General features: G+C 56.6%; 18 protein-coding genes and 1 tRNA gene. All 19 read right to left on the bottom strand.

Annotated features, from left to right (window positions below; translation table 11 throughout):
- Window positions 1-22 precede the first annotated feature (22 nt).
- The 19 genes from nuoL to pstS all read right to left on the bottom strand — a co-directional run bounded on the left by nuoL (window position 23) and on the right by pstS (window position 16961).
- A complete protein-coding gene (gene nuoL, locus NZ453_RS14380; protein ID WP_263771362.1) occupies window positions 23-2104 on the bottom strand; it encodes an NADH-quinone oxidoreductase subunit L in 2082 nt (693 codons plus the stop codon).
- A gap of 2 nt (window positions 2105-2106) precedes the next feature.
- Window positions 2107-2421 (bottom strand): NADH-quinone oxidoreductase subunit NuoK, encoded by a 315-nt coding sequence (gene nuoK / locus NZ453_RS14375; RefSeq protein ID WP_263771361.1) that lies wholly within the window; start codon window positions 2419-2421, stop codon window positions 2107-2109.
- A gap of 97 nt (window positions 2422-2518) precedes the next feature.
- Window positions 2519-3121: an NADH-quinone oxidoreductase subunit J gene (locus NZ453_RS14370; protein ID WP_263771360.1), complete on the bottom strand. Its 603-nt coding sequence runs from the start codon at window positions 3119-3121 to the stop codon at window positions 2519-2521.
- 14 nt (window positions 3122-3135) lie between these two features.
- Window positions 3136-3624 (bottom strand): NADH-quinone oxidoreductase subunit NuoI, encoded by a 489-nt coding sequence (nuoI, locus tag NZ453_RS14365; protein WP_263771358.1) that lies wholly within the window; start codon window positions 3622-3624, stop codon window positions 3136-3138.
- A gap of 10 nt (window positions 3625-3634) precedes the next feature.
- Window positions 3635-4702: an NADH-quinone oxidoreductase subunit NuoH gene (gene nuoH / locus NZ453_RS14360; protein WP_263771391.1), complete on the bottom strand. Its 1068-nt coding sequence runs from the start codon at window positions 4700-4702 to the stop codon at window positions 3635-3637.
- Between the two features lie 38 nt (window positions 4703-4740).
- Window positions 4741-7071, bottom strand: coding sequence for an NADH-quinone oxidoreductase subunit NuoG (nuoG, locus tag NZ453_RS14355; protein ID WP_263771357.1), 2331 nt, complete (start codon window positions 7069-7071; stop codon window positions 4741-4743).
- A gap of 9 nt (window positions 7072-7080) precedes the next feature.
- Window positions 7081-8409, bottom strand: a complete 1329-nt coding sequence (gene nuoF, locus NZ453_RS14350) for an NADH-quinone oxidoreductase subunit NuoF (protein ID WP_263771356.1) — start codon at window positions 8407-8409, stop codon at window positions 7081-7083.
- Window positions 8409-8882 carry an NADH-quinone oxidoreductase subunit NuoE gene (nuoE, locus tag NZ453_RS14345; RefSeq protein WP_263771355.1) on the bottom strand — a complete coding sequence of 158 codons (474 nt, stop codon included), beginning with the start codon at window positions 8880-8882 and terminating at the stop codon, window positions 8409-8411. Before nuoE ends, nuoF begins: the two co-directional genes overlap by 1 nt.
- Window positions 8882-10135, bottom strand: coding sequence for an NADH-quinone oxidoreductase subunit D (locus NZ453_RS14340; RefSeq protein WP_263771354.1), 1254 nt, complete (start codon window positions 10133-10135; stop codon window positions 8882-8884). Before NZ453_RS14340 ends, nuoE begins: the two co-directional genes overlap by 1 nt.
- Window positions 10128-10733: an NADH-quinone oxidoreductase subunit C gene (locus NZ453_RS14335; RefSeq protein ID WP_263771352.1), complete on the bottom strand. Its 606-nt coding sequence runs from the start codon at window positions 10731-10733 to the stop codon at window positions 10128-10130. The genes NZ453_RS14340 and NZ453_RS14335 overlap by 8 nt, the downstream gene beginning before the upstream one ends.
- An 18-nt stretch (window positions 10734-10751) precedes the next feature.
- A complete protein-coding gene (locus tag NZ453_RS14330) occupies window positions 10752-11228 on the bottom strand; it encodes a NuoB/complex I 20 kDa subunit family protein (protein WP_263771351.1) in 477 nt (158 codons plus the stop codon).
- Window positions 11229-11234: 6 nt separating this feature from the next.
- Window positions 11235-11609: an NADH-quinone oxidoreductase subunit A gene (locus NZ453_RS14325; protein ID WP_263771350.1), complete on the bottom strand. Its 375-nt coding sequence runs from the start codon at window positions 11607-11609 to the stop codon at window positions 11235-11237.
- A 56-nt stretch (window positions 11610-11665) separates the two neighbouring features.
- Window positions 11666-11750: transfer RNA gene (locus tag NZ453_RS14320), tRNA-Leu, on the bottom strand.
- Between the two features lie 66 nt (window positions 11751-11816).
- Window positions 11817-12191: a preprotein translocase subunit SecG gene (gene secG / locus NZ453_RS14315; RefSeq protein WP_263771390.1), complete on the bottom strand. Its 375-nt coding sequence runs from the start codon at window positions 12189-12191 to the stop codon at window positions 11817-11819.
- A 9-nt stretch (window positions 12192-12200) separates the two neighbouring features.
- Window positions 12201-12953, bottom strand: a complete 753-nt coding sequence (gene tpiA, locus NZ453_RS14310) for a triose-phosphate isomerase (protein ID WP_263771349.1) — start codon at window positions 12951-12953, stop codon at window positions 12201-12203.
- A gap of 230 nt (window positions 12954-13183) precedes the next feature.
- Window positions 13184-13960, bottom strand: a complete 777-nt coding sequence (gene pstB / locus NZ453_RS14305) for a phosphate ABC transporter ATP-binding protein PstB (RefSeq protein ID WP_420851668.1) — start codon at window positions 13958-13960, stop codon at window positions 13184-13186.
- A gap of 40 nt (window positions 13961-14000) precedes the next feature.
- On the bottom strand, window positions 14001-14843 hold the full coding sequence (gene pstA / locus NZ453_RS14300) for a phosphate ABC transporter permease PstA (RefSeq protein WP_263771347.1): 843 nt from the start codon (window positions 14841-14843) through the stop codon (window positions 14001-14003).
- 9 nt (window positions 14844-14852) lie between these two features.
- Window positions 14853-15860, bottom strand: coding sequence for a phosphate ABC transporter permease PstC (gene pstC / locus NZ453_RS14295; protein ID WP_263771346.1), 1008 nt, complete (start codon window positions 15858-15860; stop codon window positions 14853-14855).
- Window positions 15861-15923: 63 nt separating this feature from the next.
- Complete coding sequence (pstS, locus tag NZ453_RS14290) at window positions 15924-16961, bottom strand: phosphate ABC transporter substrate-binding protein PstS (protein WP_263771345.1); 1038 nt, start codon at window positions 16959-16961, stop codon at window positions 15924-15926.
- Window positions 16962-17003 lie beyond the last annotated feature (42 nt).

The raw sequence follows: 17003 nt of genomic DNA, 5'->3' as shown, positions 1-17003 counted from the left end.
TTGTTCCCAGTCTTTATTCAGTTCAGGCGCGCAGGAGCCAGAAAGAAAGCAATGCGCAAACTCCGAAGATCATCGTGAAAGCGTAATGGTAGATATGTCCGGACTGGAACAATCGGGCAATCACTGCCACGCCGTTCACAACGCGGACGGCTCCGCCCACGAAAAGCCCGTCGATTACCCCCGCGTCTCCCCCTCGCCAGAGGCCCTTGCCAAGCAAGCGTGCACCACCGGCCACCACGAGTTCGTTGAATTTGTCGAAGTAATACTTGTTTTCGAGCACGGTATAGATCGGACCGCAAGCCGCCTTGATCGCCGCCGGGATATCGGGGCGTTTCAGGTAAAAGAACCACGAAACGACCACGCCCCCAATCGCCAACCAGAAGACAGGAGAACCAAACGCGTGCGCCGCCATAGCGAACGCGCCATGGAATTCTTGAGCCAGCTCCTCCATTCCCGGGTGGGCTTCATGGTTGATGAGGATCGCACCCTTGAAGAAGTCGCCGAACAGCATCGGTTCGATAGCAAAGTAGCCGATCACCACCGACGGGATAGCCAAGAGCACGAGCGGAAGCGTCACGACCCACGGAGTCTCGTGTGGCTTCTGGCCCGGGGCCAAGCCGTGATGATGGTCGGGCGCGACCTCTTCGTCATCGTGGTCGCCATCGTGTGCGTCGGCATGCGCATCCTCCACCTTGCCATGCGATGCGGCCTCATGCCCGTGGTGCGCGAGCCCGAAACGCTCTTCTCCGTGGAACACCAGGAAGTACATCCGGAACGAATAGAAGGCGGTAATGAAAACCCCTGCCATCACCGAAAAATACGCGAATCCCGACCCCGCAATATGTGACACCGAAACCGCTTCGATGATCGAGTCCTTCGAATAGAACCCCGAAAAGAAAGGCGTCCCGATCAGGGCGAGTGACCCAATCAACGATGTCAGCCAAGTCACTGGCATGTACTTGCGCAACCCGCCCATGTTCCGGATATCTTGGTCGTGGTGCATCCCGATGATCACCGAACCGGCGCCGAGGAACAGCAACGCCTTGAAGAACGCATGCGTCATCAAATGAAAGATGGCGACGGAATAGGCGGATGCGCCGAGAGCAACGGTCATGTAGCCGAGCTGCGACAGCGTCGAATACGCCACTACCCGCTTGATGTCGTTCTGGATAATGCCGAGCAGACCCATGAACAGGGCCGTGATGGCTCCGATGATGATCACGAAGGAAAGCGCCGTATCGGAAAGCTCGAACAGCGGCGACATCCTCGCCACCATGAAGATACCAGCCGTCACCATCGTGGCCGCGTGGATCAGCGCCGAGATCGGGGTCGGGCCTTCCATCGAATCTGGAAGCCAGACATGCAACGGAACCTGTGCCGACTTACCCATAGCGCCAATGAACAGCAGGATGCATGTCGCGCTCATCAGGGACACGGTTCCCCAACCTGCCCCACCATACAGCGTGATCGTCGCTTCGGCTAGTGACGGCGCCTGCGCAAACACCGTCTTGTAATCGAGCGATCCGAAGTGCGCAAGTACAAGCCCGATCCCAAGAACGAAGCCAAAGTCGCCGACCCGGTTCACCAGGAAGGCTTTCATATTCGCGAAGATTGCAGTCGGACGCGTATACCAGAAGCCGATCAGTAAGTACGAAACCAGACCGACGGCCTCCCACCCGAAGAACAATTGCATGAAGTTGTTGCTCATCACGAGCATCAACATCGAAAACGTAAACAGGGCAATGTAGCTGAAGAACCGGTTATATCCCGGATCGTCGTGCATATAGCCGATAGTGTAGATATGCACCATCAAGGATACGAACGTGACCACCATCATCATGGTCACCGTTAGCTGATCGATCAGGAATCCTACTTCGAACTTGTAGTCGCCTGACGTCAGCCATTGGTAAACCGGACCATTGAATGTATTTCCGGCAGCGACGTCACGGAAAATGACCAGCGAAGCGACAAAGGCAATGGCGACGCCGGCGATAGTCGCCGTATGTGCCACCCAACGCGGAATGATCCGGCAGAAAAGACCGGCAATCGCGGCGCCAAGAAGCGGAGCGAGGGGGACGAGCAGATAGAGTTTTTGCATTTCCATGTTCAACCCTTCAGGCTGTCCAGATCATCAACGTGGATGGTTTTGAGGTTGCGGAACAGCACGACGAGAATGGCGAGGCCGATAGCCGATTCGGCCGCAGCAACTGTCAGGATAAAGAAGACGAACAGTTGCCCCGCGAGGTCCTGCATGTAATGCGAGAACGCGATGAAATTCATGTTCACCGCAAGCAATATCAGCTCGATCGACATCAGGATGATGATCAGGTTTTTCCGATTCAGGAACACGCCGACGATCCCGATTGCAAATAGGATCGCGCCTAATATCAGAAAATGGGACAGTGACAGTGTTGTGAGCAAGGTGCCTCCCTGATTCCTTCTGCAAGCGGTGACTAGACCCCTTCACCGCAACTTATTCTCGAACTCTCGATTCAGCCGCTATTGAGCCAACCCCAAGTCAGTCGGGGCGCTCAGCCGGCATATGCAGGACACGAACGCGGTCTGCCGCCTTGATGAATACTTGCTCGCCCGGGCTAACCGACTTGCTGCGCCGTTTACCGCGTAACGTAAGAGCTGTCGCCGCGACGATACCGACGAGCAGGATGATCGACGCGAGCTCGAACGGATAAACGTACTCGGTAAATAACAAGCGCCCGACGGCCTGTACATTGCTGTAACCCCGATCCGCCTGCGGAACGGCGCTTTCAAGAAGACCGTAGAAACTGCCGTAGATGAAGAGCCCCATCTCGGCCACCATAAGCAGAGCAACGATCGACCCAAGAGGGAGATACGTCCAAAAGCCTTCGCGCAAGCGATCAAGATTGATGTCCAGCATCATGACAACAAACAAGAAGAGCACCATGACCGCGCCTACATAAACCAGGACAAGCGCGATGGCCAAGAACTCTGCCTGCAACAAAACCCAGATACCGCTGGCGCTAAAAAAGGCCAGGACCAAGTGTAGGGCCGCGTGCACCGGGTTACGCAAGGTGACAACGCGCAAACTCGCGTAGACAAGGATCGCGGAAACAAAGTAAAAAACGAAGGTCTTGAATTCCATTGTATCGGCGCCTGTTAGCGGTACTTCGAATCAAGCTCGCGGTCTGCCGCGATTTCGGCCTCATAACGATCACCGTTCGCTAGCAACATAGGCTTGGTGAAATAGAGGTCGCCGCGTTTCTCTCCGTGGTACTCGAGGACGCGAGTTTCAACGACGGCATCCACCGGACAGGCTTCTTCGCAGAATCCGCAGAAGATGCACTTGTTCAGGTCGATGTCGTAACGCGTGGTACGCCGTGAACCATCTTCACGCTCGGCTGACTCGATATAAATCGCCATCGCCGGACACACCGCCTCGCAGAGCTTGCACGCGATACAGCGCTCTTCTCCGTTGGGATAACGCCGCAGGGCGTGAAGGCCGCGGAAGCGGAAACTTTGCGGAGTCTTTTCCTCGGGATACTGAACAGTGATTTTGCGAGCGAACATATACCGCCCGGTCACTGACATCCCCTTGAACAGTTCCTTGAGCAGGAGGCTGTTGAATATTTCCTTCATTGAACCCATGACTAGCCTCTCACTTCCAGATGGTCCATGGCGACATCATCCAGCACCCCACGACCGTCAGCCAGATGAGGCATACGGGAATGAATACCTTCCAGCCCAGGCGCATGATCTGGTCGTACCGATACCGCGGGAAGGTGGCACGGATCCAAAAGAAGAAGCAGATGATCAGGAATACTTTCGCGAACAACCAGAAAATGCTGTCTGGCAAGAAGCTGACCGGAGACAACCAACCGCCAAGGAACAGCAACGAGGCGAGCGTCGAGCACAAGATAACTGCACCGTACTCGGCCAGTTGGAACACAGCGAACGCCATGCCGGAGTATTCCACGTGGAAACCGACGATTTCGGACTCACCTTCCGCCATGTCGAACGGAGCCCGGTTCGTCTCGGCAACGATGGAGACCATATAGATGACAAACATGGGCAAAAGCGGCAACCAATTCCACGACAGGAATTTCAGTCCCATGTCGGCAAAGCGACCCTTGTTCTGTCCAGCGACGATGTCGCCCAAGTTAAGGCTGTTCGAAATCATCAGAACGACGACCAGAGCCAAGCCCATGGCGATTTCATACGAGATGAGCTGCGCCGCCGAACGCATGCCGCCCAGGAAGGCATACTTGGAATTGGATGACCAACCGGCGAGGATAATGCCGTAAACGCTGATCGACGTGACTGCCATGATGAACAGCAGGCTGGCATTGAGGTTCGCCAGTACCATGACATCGTTGAACGGAATCACAGACCACGCGAGCAAGGCCGGAGCAAACGAGAACATCGGGGCCAGCAGGAAAACGGTCTTGTCCGCGCCCGACGGAACGACCACTTCCTTGAGCAGCAATTTCAGACCGTCAGCAATCGGCTGAATCAATCCCCAAGGTCCTACGCGGTTCGGACCGATCCGTACCTGCATCCAGCCGATGACTTTGCGCTCGCAGAATGTAACGTAGGCGACAACAAGCAGCAGTGGCGCAATGATCAGGACGACTTTGATCACCGTCCACAAAACGAGCAAAACGGTCGGCCATGCCGATCCGAAGGTATCCTGACCCAGTTGCAGCGCCCAATTGATGGGCGGCATCAGAAAACCAGGCAGCAACTGCTCAAGCGTTTCCACCATCATGCACGCTCCACCGTAATCGTTCCGAACATATCGCCCAGCCCGGCCGTGGACGCATGTGCAGCAGCAACCCGTACGCACCCCGAGGGCACCGTTTCATCGAGTTTTGCTGTCAAACGAGCATCCCCGGCACCCTGCCGCACCCTAACCGGCTCGCCGTCAGCGGCACCGATTTGTTGCAGCGTCGTCGCACACATACGAGCCGTCGGCGCAACTGAGTCGCGTGTCTGCTGCAATGCTCCCGCGCGCCGGACCAGAGGATCGGCAAAGTGAATCGGGACATCCGCGATCCTTTGCAAATCAGTCCTCACGGCATTATTCAGAACCGGAACGCCAGCGATGGCGTTATCCAACCCAGATACGAACTCATCTCCACTTTGCAGCAGTTCGTCACGAACTTGCTCGCTCGATTCATACTCGAATCCTGGCAGGGCCAGGAGATTGCCCAATACCCGCAGTATTTTCCATCCCGGCCGAGAATCGCCAAGTGGGCGCACCACACCATTGAAACTCTGCACCCGTCCTTCAGTATTGACGAACGTGCCGGAAGTCTCGGAGAAGGGAGCCATCGGCAGAAGTACGTCGGCGTATTCAAGGGCCGCTTCGCTTATAAACGGCGTCAGCATCACGACAAGTGCCGCCTGTTTGAGTGCCGTCACGGCTTGCTGCGGGTTATGGCAATCGAGCTCCGGCTCGATCCCGAGCAAGACGTAAGCTTTGCGCGGTTGAGCAAACATTTCATAAGCATTCAGCGCTGTAGGCAGCGCCTTGGCGACGTATCCACCTACGCTGTTTGCTGCTTCACCGATGAAGCCAAAACGAGCTCCCGTGAGATTCGCGAGTTGCTGGGCCAAGCGGTGCAGTTGTGCAGCCGAGTCACTTTGCTCGGCAACATTGCCCAGGAAGATAGCGTTCTTCTCGCCGGCAACGAGGCTCTCGGCAATCGCTCTGCTTGTGACACTCGGGTCAATTGGCTCAAACTCCGCCGGCAAAGGCATGTTTTTCAACTTACCAGCCGCTTTGATTACTTCAGCTAGCACCGTCGTGAGCTCTGATGGTGCAACCGTCGCCCTAGCGTGGAGGTTGATCAGCGGGTCATCCGCTGTCACCGAGATCATGCTGACTTTGCCCGAATTCCGCGCCAATTGGCGCAAGCGTTGCGCAAATAAAGGAGCGTCCTTGCGCAGGAAACTACCGATGACGAGCGCCGCGCTGAGTTCCTTGATTTCCGACAGCCTGAGTCCGAGCCATGGAATCCCGGCCACGCTTCCATCCGCCGAGAACTCGCGGCGACGGGGGCGAAAGTCCACGTTGCCTGATCCCAGGCCGCGAGTAACTTTCTGCAAAAGATAAAGCTCTTCCAGGGTCGAATGTGGTGACGCGAGCGAGGCGATCGACTCTCCACCCTGCATGTTCGCGACATCTTTGAGTGCGTGCGAAACATAGTCCAGGGCGACGTTCCACTCCACTTGGCGCAACGAGCCGTCCACCCGGATCATGGGTTTGGTCAATCGTTCTTCGCTATTCAAACCTTCGTACGAGAAACGATCCTTGTCGGAGATCCAACATTCGTTGACGTCTTCGTTCTCCCGAGGCAGAACGCGCATGACGCGATTCTGCTTAACCTGGACAACGAGATTTGCACCCAAGCTGTCGTGCGGACTGATCGACTTGCGACGCGCCAATTCCCAGGTACGGGCCGAATAGCGGAACGGTTTCGAGGTCAATGCGCCGACCGGACAGAGGTCAATCATATTTCCAGAGAGCTCGGAATCGACCGTGCGACCGACGAACGTCTGAATCTCGGAATGCATGTTGCGGTTCGCCATGCCGAGTTCCATGACGCCGGCAATCTCCTGTCCGAAGCGGACGCAGCGCGTGCAATGGATGCAACGCGTCATCTCGCGCATCGAGATCAGCGGTCCGACCTCCTTGTGGAAAACAACGCGCTTTGCTTCCTGGTACCGCGACCCAGAGCTACCGTAACCGACCGCGAGGTCCTGGAGCTGGCACTCACCGCCCTGATCACAAATCGGGCAGTCGAGCGGATGGTTGATGAGCAGGAACTCCATGACGCCCTTCTGAGCGTCCACTGCAAGTTCCGAGTGAGTAAAGACCTTCATGCCGGCCGTCACCGGGGTCGCACAAGCCGGCAGCGGCTTCGGTGCTTTCTCCACCTGAACCAGACACATCCGGCAGTTGGCGGCGATCGACAGCTTCTTGTGATAGCAAAAATGCGGGATGTAGGTTCCCGCCAGCTCGGCGGCATCCATGATGGTGCTCCCCGGTGGGACTTGCACCGCCTTGCCGTCAATTTCGATATCTAGCATGTCGCTACCTTAAACCGTCGCTTTGAAGAAGCCGCTTCCCGAACGCTGCACGTCGAGCGGAACGAGGCACTTCTTGTGTTCAATGTGGTATGCAAACTCGTCGCGGAAATGCTTGATGAAGCTCTGCACCGGCATTGAAGCCGCATCCCCCAGCGCGCAAATGGTGCGCCCCATGATCTGCTTCGTCACGCTGCCCAAGAGGTCCAAGTCCTCGGGACGGCCAAGACCCGTTTCGATCCGGTGTACGACCTTGTACATCCAATTGGTGCCTTCACGACACGGAGTGCACTGACCGCACGATTCTTCGTAGTAGAAAAACGAAAGTCTCTCGAGCGCCTTGACCATGCAGGTCGTCTCGTCCATGACGATTACCGCCCCCGATCCGAGCATCGACCCCGCCTTGCTGATCGAGTCATAGTCCATCGTGCACTCGGAAATGATTTCCGCAGGCAACACTGGCGCAGACGATCCGCCCGGGATACAGGCCTTCAACTTGCGGCCGCCGCGCATGCCGCCCGCCATTTCGAGCAGCTTCATGAAAGGCGTGCCGAGAGGCACTTCGTAATTCCCAGGTCGATTCACATGGCCTGAGACGGAGAACAACTTCGTGCCGCCGTTATTCGGCTTGCCGGCCTCAAGGTAGTTCTGCGGTCCCATATTGAGCGCGAACGGAACCGCAGCGAATGTTTCGGTATTGTTGATGGTCGTCGGCTTCCCATAGAGGCCGACACTTGCCGGAAAAGGCGGTTTGAAACGCGGCTGGCCTTTCTTGCCCTCAATCGACTCAAGCAGCGCTGACTCTTCTCCACAGATGTACGCACCGTAACCGTGATGGGCGAACAATTCGAAATCGAAGCCCGATCCGAGGATATTCTTACCCACAAAACCCGCCGCGCGCGCTTCATCCAGCGCTTCCTCGAACCGCTTATAGACTTCCCAGATCTCACCGTGGATATAGTTATATCCGCGCACAGCTCCAACCGCATAGGCCGCAATGACCATACCTTCGATCACCGAATGCGGATTGAAGCTGAGTATGTCCCTGTCCTTGAATGTCCCCGGTTCACCTTCGTCTGAATTGCAGACGATGTACTTCTCGCCTTTAAAGTCTTTGGGCATGAAGCTCCACTTCAGCCCTGTCGGGAAGCCGGCCCCACCGCGTCCGCGTAAGCCGGACTTCTTCATCTCTTCGATAAGTTGAGCCGGCGGCATCTTTTCCGCCATGATGCGCTTAAGCGCCGCATAACCGCCTCGCTTGACGTAGTCATCAAGCCGCCAAGCGTTTCCGCCTTCTATATCGACGGTAAGTATCGGGTTGATTGCGCCGAGGATGGCCATTATTCGAGCTCCGCCAGGAGTTTGTCGATCTGCTCGGGCTGCATGCAACTACACATCCGACGATTGTTGACCAACATGACCGGAGCATCCCCGCAGGCTCCCATGCACTCACCTTCCTTGAGAGTAATTTTGCCGTCCGGTGTCGTCTCGTTGTAGCCGATCCCAAGTTTTTTCTTGAGATACTCACCCGCATCAACGCCGCCCGAAAGCATGCACGGGAGGTTGGTGCAAACGGTCAGTTTATATTTGCCGACCGGTTGCAGATCGTACATGTTGTAGAAACTGGCGACCTCGTAAGCCGCGATGGGCGGCATGCCGAGGTAGTTGGCCACGAACTCGATCGCCTCACTCGGCAGCCACCCTTTCTCTTCCTGAGCGATCGCCAAGGCCGCCATTATCGCGGACTGTTTCTGGTCGGCCGGGTACTTGGCAACCTCGCGGTCGATTCTTGTTATCGATTCTTGAGTCAGCATCAGCGGTCAATCTCGCCAAAAACAATGTCGATCGTGCCGACCATCGTCACGACGTCGGCAATCATGTGGCCTTGCGTCATCTCGCTAAGCGCCGAAAGGTGGACATAACCGGGCGAGCGGATTTTCAGGCGGTACGGCTTGTTGGCACCGTCGGAAACGGCGTAGATGCCGAATTCGCCCTTGGGATGCTCGATCGCCGAATAGACCTGGCCTTCAGGAACGTGCATGCCTTCGGTGCACAGCTTGAAGTGATGGATCAACTCTTCCATGTTCGACTTCATCCGCGCGCGCGGGGGAGACGCCACCTTGTAGTTGTCCGTGATGACAGGCCCGGGGTTGACACGCAGCCAGTCGATGCACTGCTTCACGATCCGGTTCGACTGTCGCATTTCCTCCACGCGGACCAAATAACGGTCATAACAATCGCCCGTTACGCCGACAGGAATATCGAAATCGAGCCGATCGTACACTTCGTACGGCTGTTTCTTGCGCAAATCCCACGCAATCCCGGAGCCGCGCAGCATCGGACCGGTAAATCCTAACTGCAGCGCACGTTCCGGAGAGACGACACCGACGTTCACCAAGCGCTGCTTCCAGATGCGGTTGTCGGTCAAGAGCGTTTCGTATTCGTCGAGCAGCTTCGGAAAGCGCGACACGAAGTCATCGAGGAAATCCAGCAACGTACCGCTGCGCGCCTCATTGAGCTTCTTCAGGTCGGCACCCTTCTTCCACTTCGATTCTTTGTACTTCGGCATGCTGTCCGGCAGATCGCGATAAACACCGCCGGGACGATAGTAGGCGGCATGCCAGCGTGCTCCCGAGACCGCTTCGTAACAGTCGACGAGATCTTCACGCTCGCGCATCGCATAAAGCATCATCGTCATTGCACCGACGTCGAGACCATGCGCTCCGATCCACAGCAGGTGGTTCAGGATGCGCGTGATTTCGTCGAACATCACGCGAATGTACTGAGCACGAATCGGAACTTCGATTCCGAGCAGCTTTTCGATCGCCATGCAGTAGGCGTGCTCGTTGCACATCATCGACATGTAATCGAGGCGATCCATGTACGGCACCGACTGCACCCAGGTTCTCGTTTCGGCCAGCTTCTCGGTAGCCCGATGCAGCATGCCGATATGTGGATCAGCGCGTGTCACCACTTCGCCGTCAAGCTCGAGCACCATTCGGAGAACGCCGTGCGCCGCTGGGTGCTGCGGCCCGAAGTTAAGCGTGTAATTCTGGATGTCAGCCATTTTCAACGTCCCCGTAGCTTTCTTCGCGGACAATCCGCGGCGTAATTTCGCGCGGCTCGATCGTCACGGGTTGGTAGACGACGCGTTGCTCGTCGGGGTCGTAACGCATTTCCACGTAACCGTAAATCGGGAAATCCTTGCGGAACGGATGACCAACAAAACCATAGTCCGTCAGCAACCGCCTCAAATCCGGATGCCCCGGGAAGACGATGCCATAAAGATCAAACGCTTCCCGTTCGAACCAGCCGACGGAATTCCAAATCGAAACCACGGAAGGAATTGACGGGAAATCGTCGTCTGCGGCAAAGCAACGCACGCACACACGCCAATTGTGGGTAACGGAAAGCAGTTGGCTTACTGCGGCAAACCGGCGCCCTTGCCAATTGCCATTGCGGTAAGTGGAATAATCCACTCCGCAAAGGTCCATCAACTGTTCAAACCGCAGCTCCGGCTCGTCACGGAGCGTCTTCATCACATCGAGATAGTCTGCAGGAGTGACGTCGATTGTGATTTCGCCAAGAGCGGCTTCCGAGGCTCGTATCCGGTCGCCGAGATGTTTTTGCAGATTCTGGCCAAGCAGTTCAAGCTTCGCGGACATGTCGGGGTCTCGGATTATTTAGCGTGCAATGGTACTGGTACGTCGGATTTTGTTTTGAAGCTGGATCAAGCCGTAGATGAGGGCTTCCGCGGTAGGGGGGCACCCCGGCACATAGATATCGACCGGCACGATGCGGTCGCAGCCGCGCACAACGGAGTATGCATAGTGGTAATAGCCGCCGCCGTTTGCGCAGGTTCCCATCGAGATCACCCACCGCGGCTCCGCCATCTGGTCGTACACCTTGCGTAACGCAGGCGCCATTTTGTTGGTCAACGTGCCCGCGACGATCATTACGTCGGCTTGGCGGGGGCTGGGCCGGAACACGATACCGAAGCGGTCGAGGTCGTACCGCGAACATCCGGCGTGAATCATCTCGATAGCGCAACAGGCGAGGCCAAAGGACATCGGCCACATCGAGCCGGTGCGCATATAGTTGATCAGCTTGTCGGCGGTGGTGGTAACAAAGCCTTCCTGGAGAATCCCGTCGATACCCATTACTTCCTACTCCCAGTCAAGCGCGCCTTTGGCCCAAGCGTAGACGTAACCAACCACCAAGATAGCGAGGAAAACCAGCATCTCGATGAAGCCGAACCATTTGACCGAATCCGTCTGGACAATCTCCTTGAAGATCGTCGCCCACGGCACAAGAAACGCCACTTCCAGATCAAACAGGATGAAGAGGATCGAAATGAGGTAATAACGCACGTCGAACTTCATGCGCGCGTCTTCGAACGCTTCGAAACCGCATTCGTACGGCGAAAGCTTTTCGCTGTTCGGGCGATGGGGCGCAACCACAAGACCCGTGATGACCGGTGCGATACCGAACACGAGACCAATCAGGATAAAGACAAATACCGGGAAATAATTTTCCAGCATGATCCGCCACGCAATCGCTTATCTTCTGACCGGAGCTCCCGAAGGGGACCTCCACTTGGTGCCGACGATGAGACTCGAACTCATACGACCGAAGTCACTACCCCCTCAAGATAGCGTGTCTACCAATTTCACCACGTCGGCAATACCACAGTCAGGCGGCGGGGTTGATGAGGGATGAAGCCACCCCGCCACTGTCTTGCTGTCAAGCTATTTCGGAATATCCTTCGTCCTGGAGTCAGAATCCGCTGGACTTCCCGCCTTCCCAGACTCCGCCGGAGCGGGCGCCGGAAGCGGCTGCGATTGTACAGCATCCTGCATCACGCTACCAGACGTTTTTGGCTTATTTGAAGCTATATAAGCCAACGACAGACTGGTCACGAAGAACACGACGGCGAGCACGGCCGTTGTCCGACTCAGAAAGTTCGCCGAGCCGGTGGCACCGAACAGACTGCCTGAAGCACCGCTACCAAACGCGGCGCCCATATCGGCCCCCTTGCCGTGCTGGACCAGTACGAGACCGATAACGCCGATCGCCGCAAGGACATGAACTACCAGAATGATCCTGAACAGATATTCCATGATGCCTCGGTATCAGGCCGCAGCGCGGCAGATGGCAAGAAAATCACCGGCAACCAGCGAAGCACCGCCGATCAAACCACCGTCGATATCCGCCATAGTGAACAGCTCGGCCGCATTACCCGGCTTGACGCTACCGCCGTAGAGAATTTGCAATCCGCCCGCAACCTTGGCATCGGCACTGGCAATCTGAGCCCGGATGGCGGCATGCACTTCCTGAGCCTGCTCGGATGTTGCAGTACGACCGGTACCGATCGCCCAAACCGGTTCATAGGCAACAACAGCTCCGGAAAATGCAGCCACACCAACCCGCTTAAGAACCGCATCGATTTGAGCGGAAACGACCTGCATCGTTTGCCCGGCCTCTCTCTGCTCCAGGGTTTCGCCAACGCAGAGAATGGGGCGCAAACCTGAAGCAAGCGCAGCAGCGAATTTCTCGGCGACCAGAGCATCCGTTTCGCCATACAAAGCACGCCGTTCGGAGTGGCCCACTAGCACGTAGCGACAGCCGAAATCCTGCAGCATCGAGGCGCTGACTTCACCTGTAAAGGCGCCTTGCACCTTGTCGCTCAAGTTTTGAGCGCCCCAGGCGACCGGAGTTCCAGTCAAAGCCGCTTGGGCTTGAGCAAGATAGGGGAACGGCACGCAGACAGCGACGGCAACATTGCGCAGATCAGCGACACCGGCAACGACGTCCTGGAGCAATTGTGCGTTGGCCTTGAGGCCGCCATGCATCTTCCAGTTACCTGCAACCAGCTTTTGGCGCATACGAACCACCCAGTGCAAAAAGGAAAGATTATAGCGACGGGATGACATAGAGGCAACAAAACAGCGGCCCGAGGATTTCCATAAGCGAATCGCCGCCCCAGGGAAAACCTCTTTTATTCAAGGATATGGGGAAAGCAGAGAGGCTTCCGGCCTTTTGTTACCAACGAGCAATTCCGCCGGCAGAAAAGCGATTGCCAGCGGGCGTGCTTGTGCGGATGAAACCGGATCGCCTAGCCAAAGCGCCCGGTAATATAGTCTTCCGTCTCTTTGCGTTTGGGTTTGATGAACACTTGGTCGGTCAGGCCGAATTCGACCATTTCGCCCATGTACATATACGCCGTGTAATCGGAGATGCGAGCAGCCTGCTGCATGTTGTGCGTGACGATGGTGATGGTGAACTCGTTCTTCAGTTCCGCAATCAACTCCTCGATGCGCATCGTCGAAATGGGGTCCAAGGCCGAAGTCGGTTCATCAAGCAATAGAATCGCCGGCTTAACCGCAATGCCGCGAGCGATGCACAGGCGTTGTTGCTGCCCGCCCGAAAGGCTCATCCCGCTTTGATCGAGCTTTGACTTTGTTTCTTCCCAGAGCGCCGCTTTACGCAGCGCCCATTCGACGCGGTCGTCCATCTCCCCTTTCGACAGTCTTTCGTGCAGCCGCACTCCGAACGCGATGTTTTCGTAGATCGACATCGGGAACGGAGTCGGTTTCTGAAAAACCATTCCGACTTTGGCGCGCAGCACGTTCACGTCGATTTTCTTGTCGAGCACGTCGACACCGTCAAGGAGCAACTCACCTGTCGCCCGCTGTTCGGGATAAAGGTCGTACATCCGGTTCATCACGCGTAAAAGCGTCGATTTGCCGCATCCCGACGGCCCAATGAAGGCGGTCACGTGCCGCTTGTAGATTTCCAGGTTGATATTCTTCAGCGCGTGGAATTGCCCGTAGTAGAAATTGAGGTGTTTGAACGCCACCTGCGTTTCGAGGCTCACGGCTGCTTCGTTCATCATCATTGCTTGGCTCGCATTGTTCGTTGACTGATCGATGTCACTGCTTGTGCTTCGGTCGGAACACGACCCGGGCGACGATATTCAAGCCCAGAACACCGAGAGTAATGAGAAATACACCGGCCCACGCAATCTCCTGCCACTCCTTGAATGGACTCATGGCGAACTTGAAGATGGTGACCGGCAGGTTGGCCATGGGTTTGTTCAAATCCAGGCTCCAGAATTGGTTCGACAGAGCCGTAAAGAGCAGCGGCGCCGTTTCCCCTGCAATGCGCGCCACGGCCAACAGAACACCGGTAATGACGCCGGGCATCGCCGCCTTGAGAGTGACTTGCATGATCACCACACGCTTGGGCGCACCCAGGGCAAAAGCCGCTTCGCGTTGCGTATCCGGCACGAGCTTGAGCATGTTCTCGGTCGTGCTAAGGACCACAGGTATGACGATCAGCGCGAGGGCAATGACACCCGCCATAGCGGAAAAATTTCCCACCTGCGCTACATAGACGGCATACACGAAGAGGCCGATGACGATTGAGGGTGCGGAAAGCAAGATGTCGTTGATGAAGCGCGTGGCGTGTCCGAGCCAGGTGCGGCGACCATATTCAGCCAGGTAGACGCCGGCGAGCACACCTATCGGCGTCCCGAGTAAGGTCGCAAGGCCAACGAGGATGAGCGTGCCTGCGATGGCGTTCGCCAAGCCGCCATCTTCGGTTCCCGGAGGTGGCGTCATCTTGGTGAACAAATCGAGCGACATGCGTGTGACGCCCAATTCAAGGGTCGTGAACAGTATCCAGACCAGCCAGAACAGGCCAAACAACATCGCCACGACCGACAGCGTCAGGGCCAGCTTATTGATTAATTTGCGTTTTTTTTGAAGGTCCACCGCGTGTTCTCAGGTCTTGGTGCCTTCCTGCTTGGACAAACGCAGGAGCAGCAGTTTAGATAAGCTCAGAACGATGAAAGTGATCACGAACAGAATCAACCCGAGCTCGATCAGCGAAGAGGTATAGAGTTCGGATTCGGCTTCGGCAAACTCATTGGCAAGAGCCGAGGCAATGCTGTTGCCGGGAAGAAACAGCGAAAAGCCGTTGAAGACATTCATGTTGCCGATCAGGAAGGTAACGGCCATGGTCTCGCCGAGCGCGCGCCCTAGTCCCAGCATGATGCCGCCGATGACGCCGGCTTTCGTATAGGGAAGCACGACGTTCCAGACAACTTCCCACGTGGTACAACCAAGCCCGTACGCCGACTCCTTAAGCATCGTCGGCGTAACGGTAAAGACGTCTCGCATCACGGAGGCAATGAACGGGATGATCATGATGGCCAGAATGAGTCCCGCCGCCAGGATGCCTATGCCCAAGGGAGGCCCATCGAAGAGGCCTCCTATAACGGGGATCTTGCCCAACGTCGCCGCTAGAAAGGGCTGAACGTACTGGGAAAATATCGGCGCAAAGTACAGCAACCCCCACATTCCGTAGACGATGGAAGGGATCGCTGCCAACAACTCAATGGCGGTACCGAGAGGCCTGCGCAGCCAAGGTGGGGAAAGTTCGGTAAGGAAAAGCGCGATACCGAAACTCGTCGGCACAGCGACACAAAGCGCAACGAGCGAAGTGGCGAGCGTGCCGTAAATCGGGATCAGTGCGCCGAAACGCTCCTTTGGTGGATTCCAATCTCCCGACCAGAGGAAGGCAATCCCGAACTGCTTCAGAGCCGGCCAGGCTCCGATGAAAAGCGAAACGATGATTCCCGCCAGCATCAACAAGGTCAAGCCGGCAAAGGCACGTGTCAGGTTGAAGAACAGCAAATCGCCGACGCGACGCGAACCTCGCGGCTGAGTCTGCGTACCGGCGGTTTCACTCGGGGCGGGGGCAACGGCAGCGTGGGTTGGAGGACTCATCGGGAATGATCAGGTCAAAATAAACGTTCCGCGCCGGAACGACGGCGCGGAACTCGCGACACCTTATTTAGCGTTCCAGACAGGCGTGCCGGCCGTATCCTTGATCTGCGTCCAAGACGTATGGATCAGCTTGACCAAGCTGTCAGGCAGCGGCACATAGTCGAGTTCGTCGGCCATTTTGCCCCCGTTCTTGAAGCTCCAGTCGAAAAACTTCAGCACTTCAGCCGCCTGTGCCGGTTTTTCCTGCGACTTGTGCATCAGGATGAACGTGGCCCCAGTGATCGGCCAGGAATCCTTGCCGGGTTCATTCGTGAGGATCTCGGCGAACGCCGACTTGTTCCAATCGGCGTGCGCGGCGGCTTCCTTGAAGCTGACGTCGCCTGGAGTTGGCCACTGACCGTCGGCGTTTCGCAATAGCGTCCAGGTCATCTTGTTCTGAAGGGCATAGGCATACTCGACGTAGCCGATCGAACCAGCAATCCGCTGCACGAAGGCCGATACACCCTCGTTACCCTTGCCGCCAAGTCCGACCGGCCACTGCACCGCCGTACCTTCGCCGACCTTCTGCTTCCACTCGGGGCTCACCTTGGAAAGGTAGTTCGTGAAAATGAACGTAGTGCCCGAACCGTCTGCGCGGCGCACAACGGCGATGGCCTGATCGGGCAGCGTAAGCTTCGGGTTCAGCTCCGTGATGGCTTTGTCGTTCCACTTGGTCACCTTGCCCAGATAGATGTCCGCGAGCAGTTCGGGTGTGAGGCGCAATTCCCCCGGCTTGATGCCGGTCACGTTGATGACCAGGACTTCACCACCAATGACCGCCGGAAACTGAACCAACCCGTTTTTTTCCAGATCGGCAGGCGACAGCGGCATATCGGACGCGCCGAAATCTACGGTCTTGGCTGTGATCTGCTTGATCCCGCCACCCGAGCCAATGGCCTGATAATTGATTTTGTTACCGGTCGCCTTGTTGTACGCATCGGCCCACTTCGCGTAGATCGGTGCGGGAAACGTCGCCCCCGCGCCCGTCACTTCCGCGGCCTGGACGGACACGGAAAGCGATACGGCGATCAAGGACGAAGCAAGCCATTTGACGTTCTTCAAGATTTTCTCCTTATCAGAAATGTGTGATCAGCGCCTCGACAT

It is taken from the genome of Propionivibrio soli (assembly GCF_025770765.1).
Taxonomy (GTDB): domain Bacteria; phylum Pseudomonadota; class Gammaproteobacteria; order Burkholderiales; family Rhodocyclaceae; genus Propionivibrio; species Propionivibrio soli.
The sequence above is the reverse complement of the archived record's forward strand: the minus strand, read 5'-3'. Positions and strand labels throughout refer to the sequence as shown.

What these genes read in the sequence shown, in the direction of transcription:
- nuoL (WP_263771362.1), bottom strand. Translation starts at nt 2,104, where the DNA reads ATGGAAATGCAAAAACTCTATCTGCTCGTCCCCCTCGCTCCGCTTCTT.
- NZ453_RS14370 (WP_263771360.1), bottom strand. Translation starts at nt 3,121, where the DNA reads ATGGAATTCAAGACCTTCGTTTTTTACTTTGTTTCCGCGATCCTTGTC.
- nuoI (WP_263771358.1), bottom strand. Translation starts at nt 3,624, where the DNA reads ATGGGTTCAATGAAGGAAATATTCAACAGCCTCCTGCTCAAGGAACTG.
- nuoH (WP_263771391.1), bottom strand. Translation starts at nt 4,702, where the DNA reads ATGCCGCCCATCAATTGGGCGCTGCAACTGGGTCAGGATACCTTCGGA.
- nuoG (WP_263771357.1), bottom strand. Translation starts at nt 7,071, where the DNA reads ATGCTAGATATCGAAATTGACGGCAAGGCGGTGCAAGTCCCACCGGGG.
- nuoF (WP_263771356.1), bottom strand. Translation starts at nt 8,409, where the DNA reads ATGGCCATCCTCGGCGCAATCAACCCGATACTTACCGTCGATATAGAA.
- nuoE (WP_263771355.1), bottom strand. Translation starts at nt 8,882, where the DNA reads ATGCTGACTCAAGAATCGATAACAAGAATCGACCGCGAGGTTGCCAAG.
- NZ453_RS14340 (WP_263771354.1), bottom strand. Translation starts at nt 10,135, where the DNA reads ATGGCTGACATCCAGAATTACACGCTTAACTTCGGGCCGCAGCACCCA.
- NZ453_RS14335 (WP_263771352.1), bottom strand. Translation starts at nt 10,733, where the DNA reads ATGTCCGCGAAGCTTGAACTGCTTGGCCAGAATCTGCAAAAACATCTC.
- NZ453_RS14330 (WP_263771351.1), bottom strand. Translation starts at nt 11,228, where the DNA reads ATGGGTATCGACGGGATTCTCCAGGAAGGCTTTGTTACCACCACCGCC.
- NZ453_RS14325 (WP_263771350.1), bottom strand. Translation starts at nt 11,609, where the DNA reads ATGCTGGAAAATTATTTCCCGGTATTTGTCTTTATCCTGATTGGTCTC.
- tpiA (WP_263771349.1), bottom strand. Translation starts at nt 12,953, where the DNA reads ATGCGCCAAAAGCTGGTTGCAGGTAACTGGAAGATGCATGGCGGCCTC.
- pstB (WP_420851668.1), bottom strand. Translation starts at nt 13,960, where the DNA reads ATGAACGAAGCAGCCGTGAGCCTCGAAACGCAGGTGGCGTTCAAACAC.
- pstC (WP_263771346.1), bottom strand. Translation starts at nt 15,860, where the DNA reads ATGAGTCCTCCAACCCACGCTGCCGTTGCCCCCGCCCCGAGTGAAACC.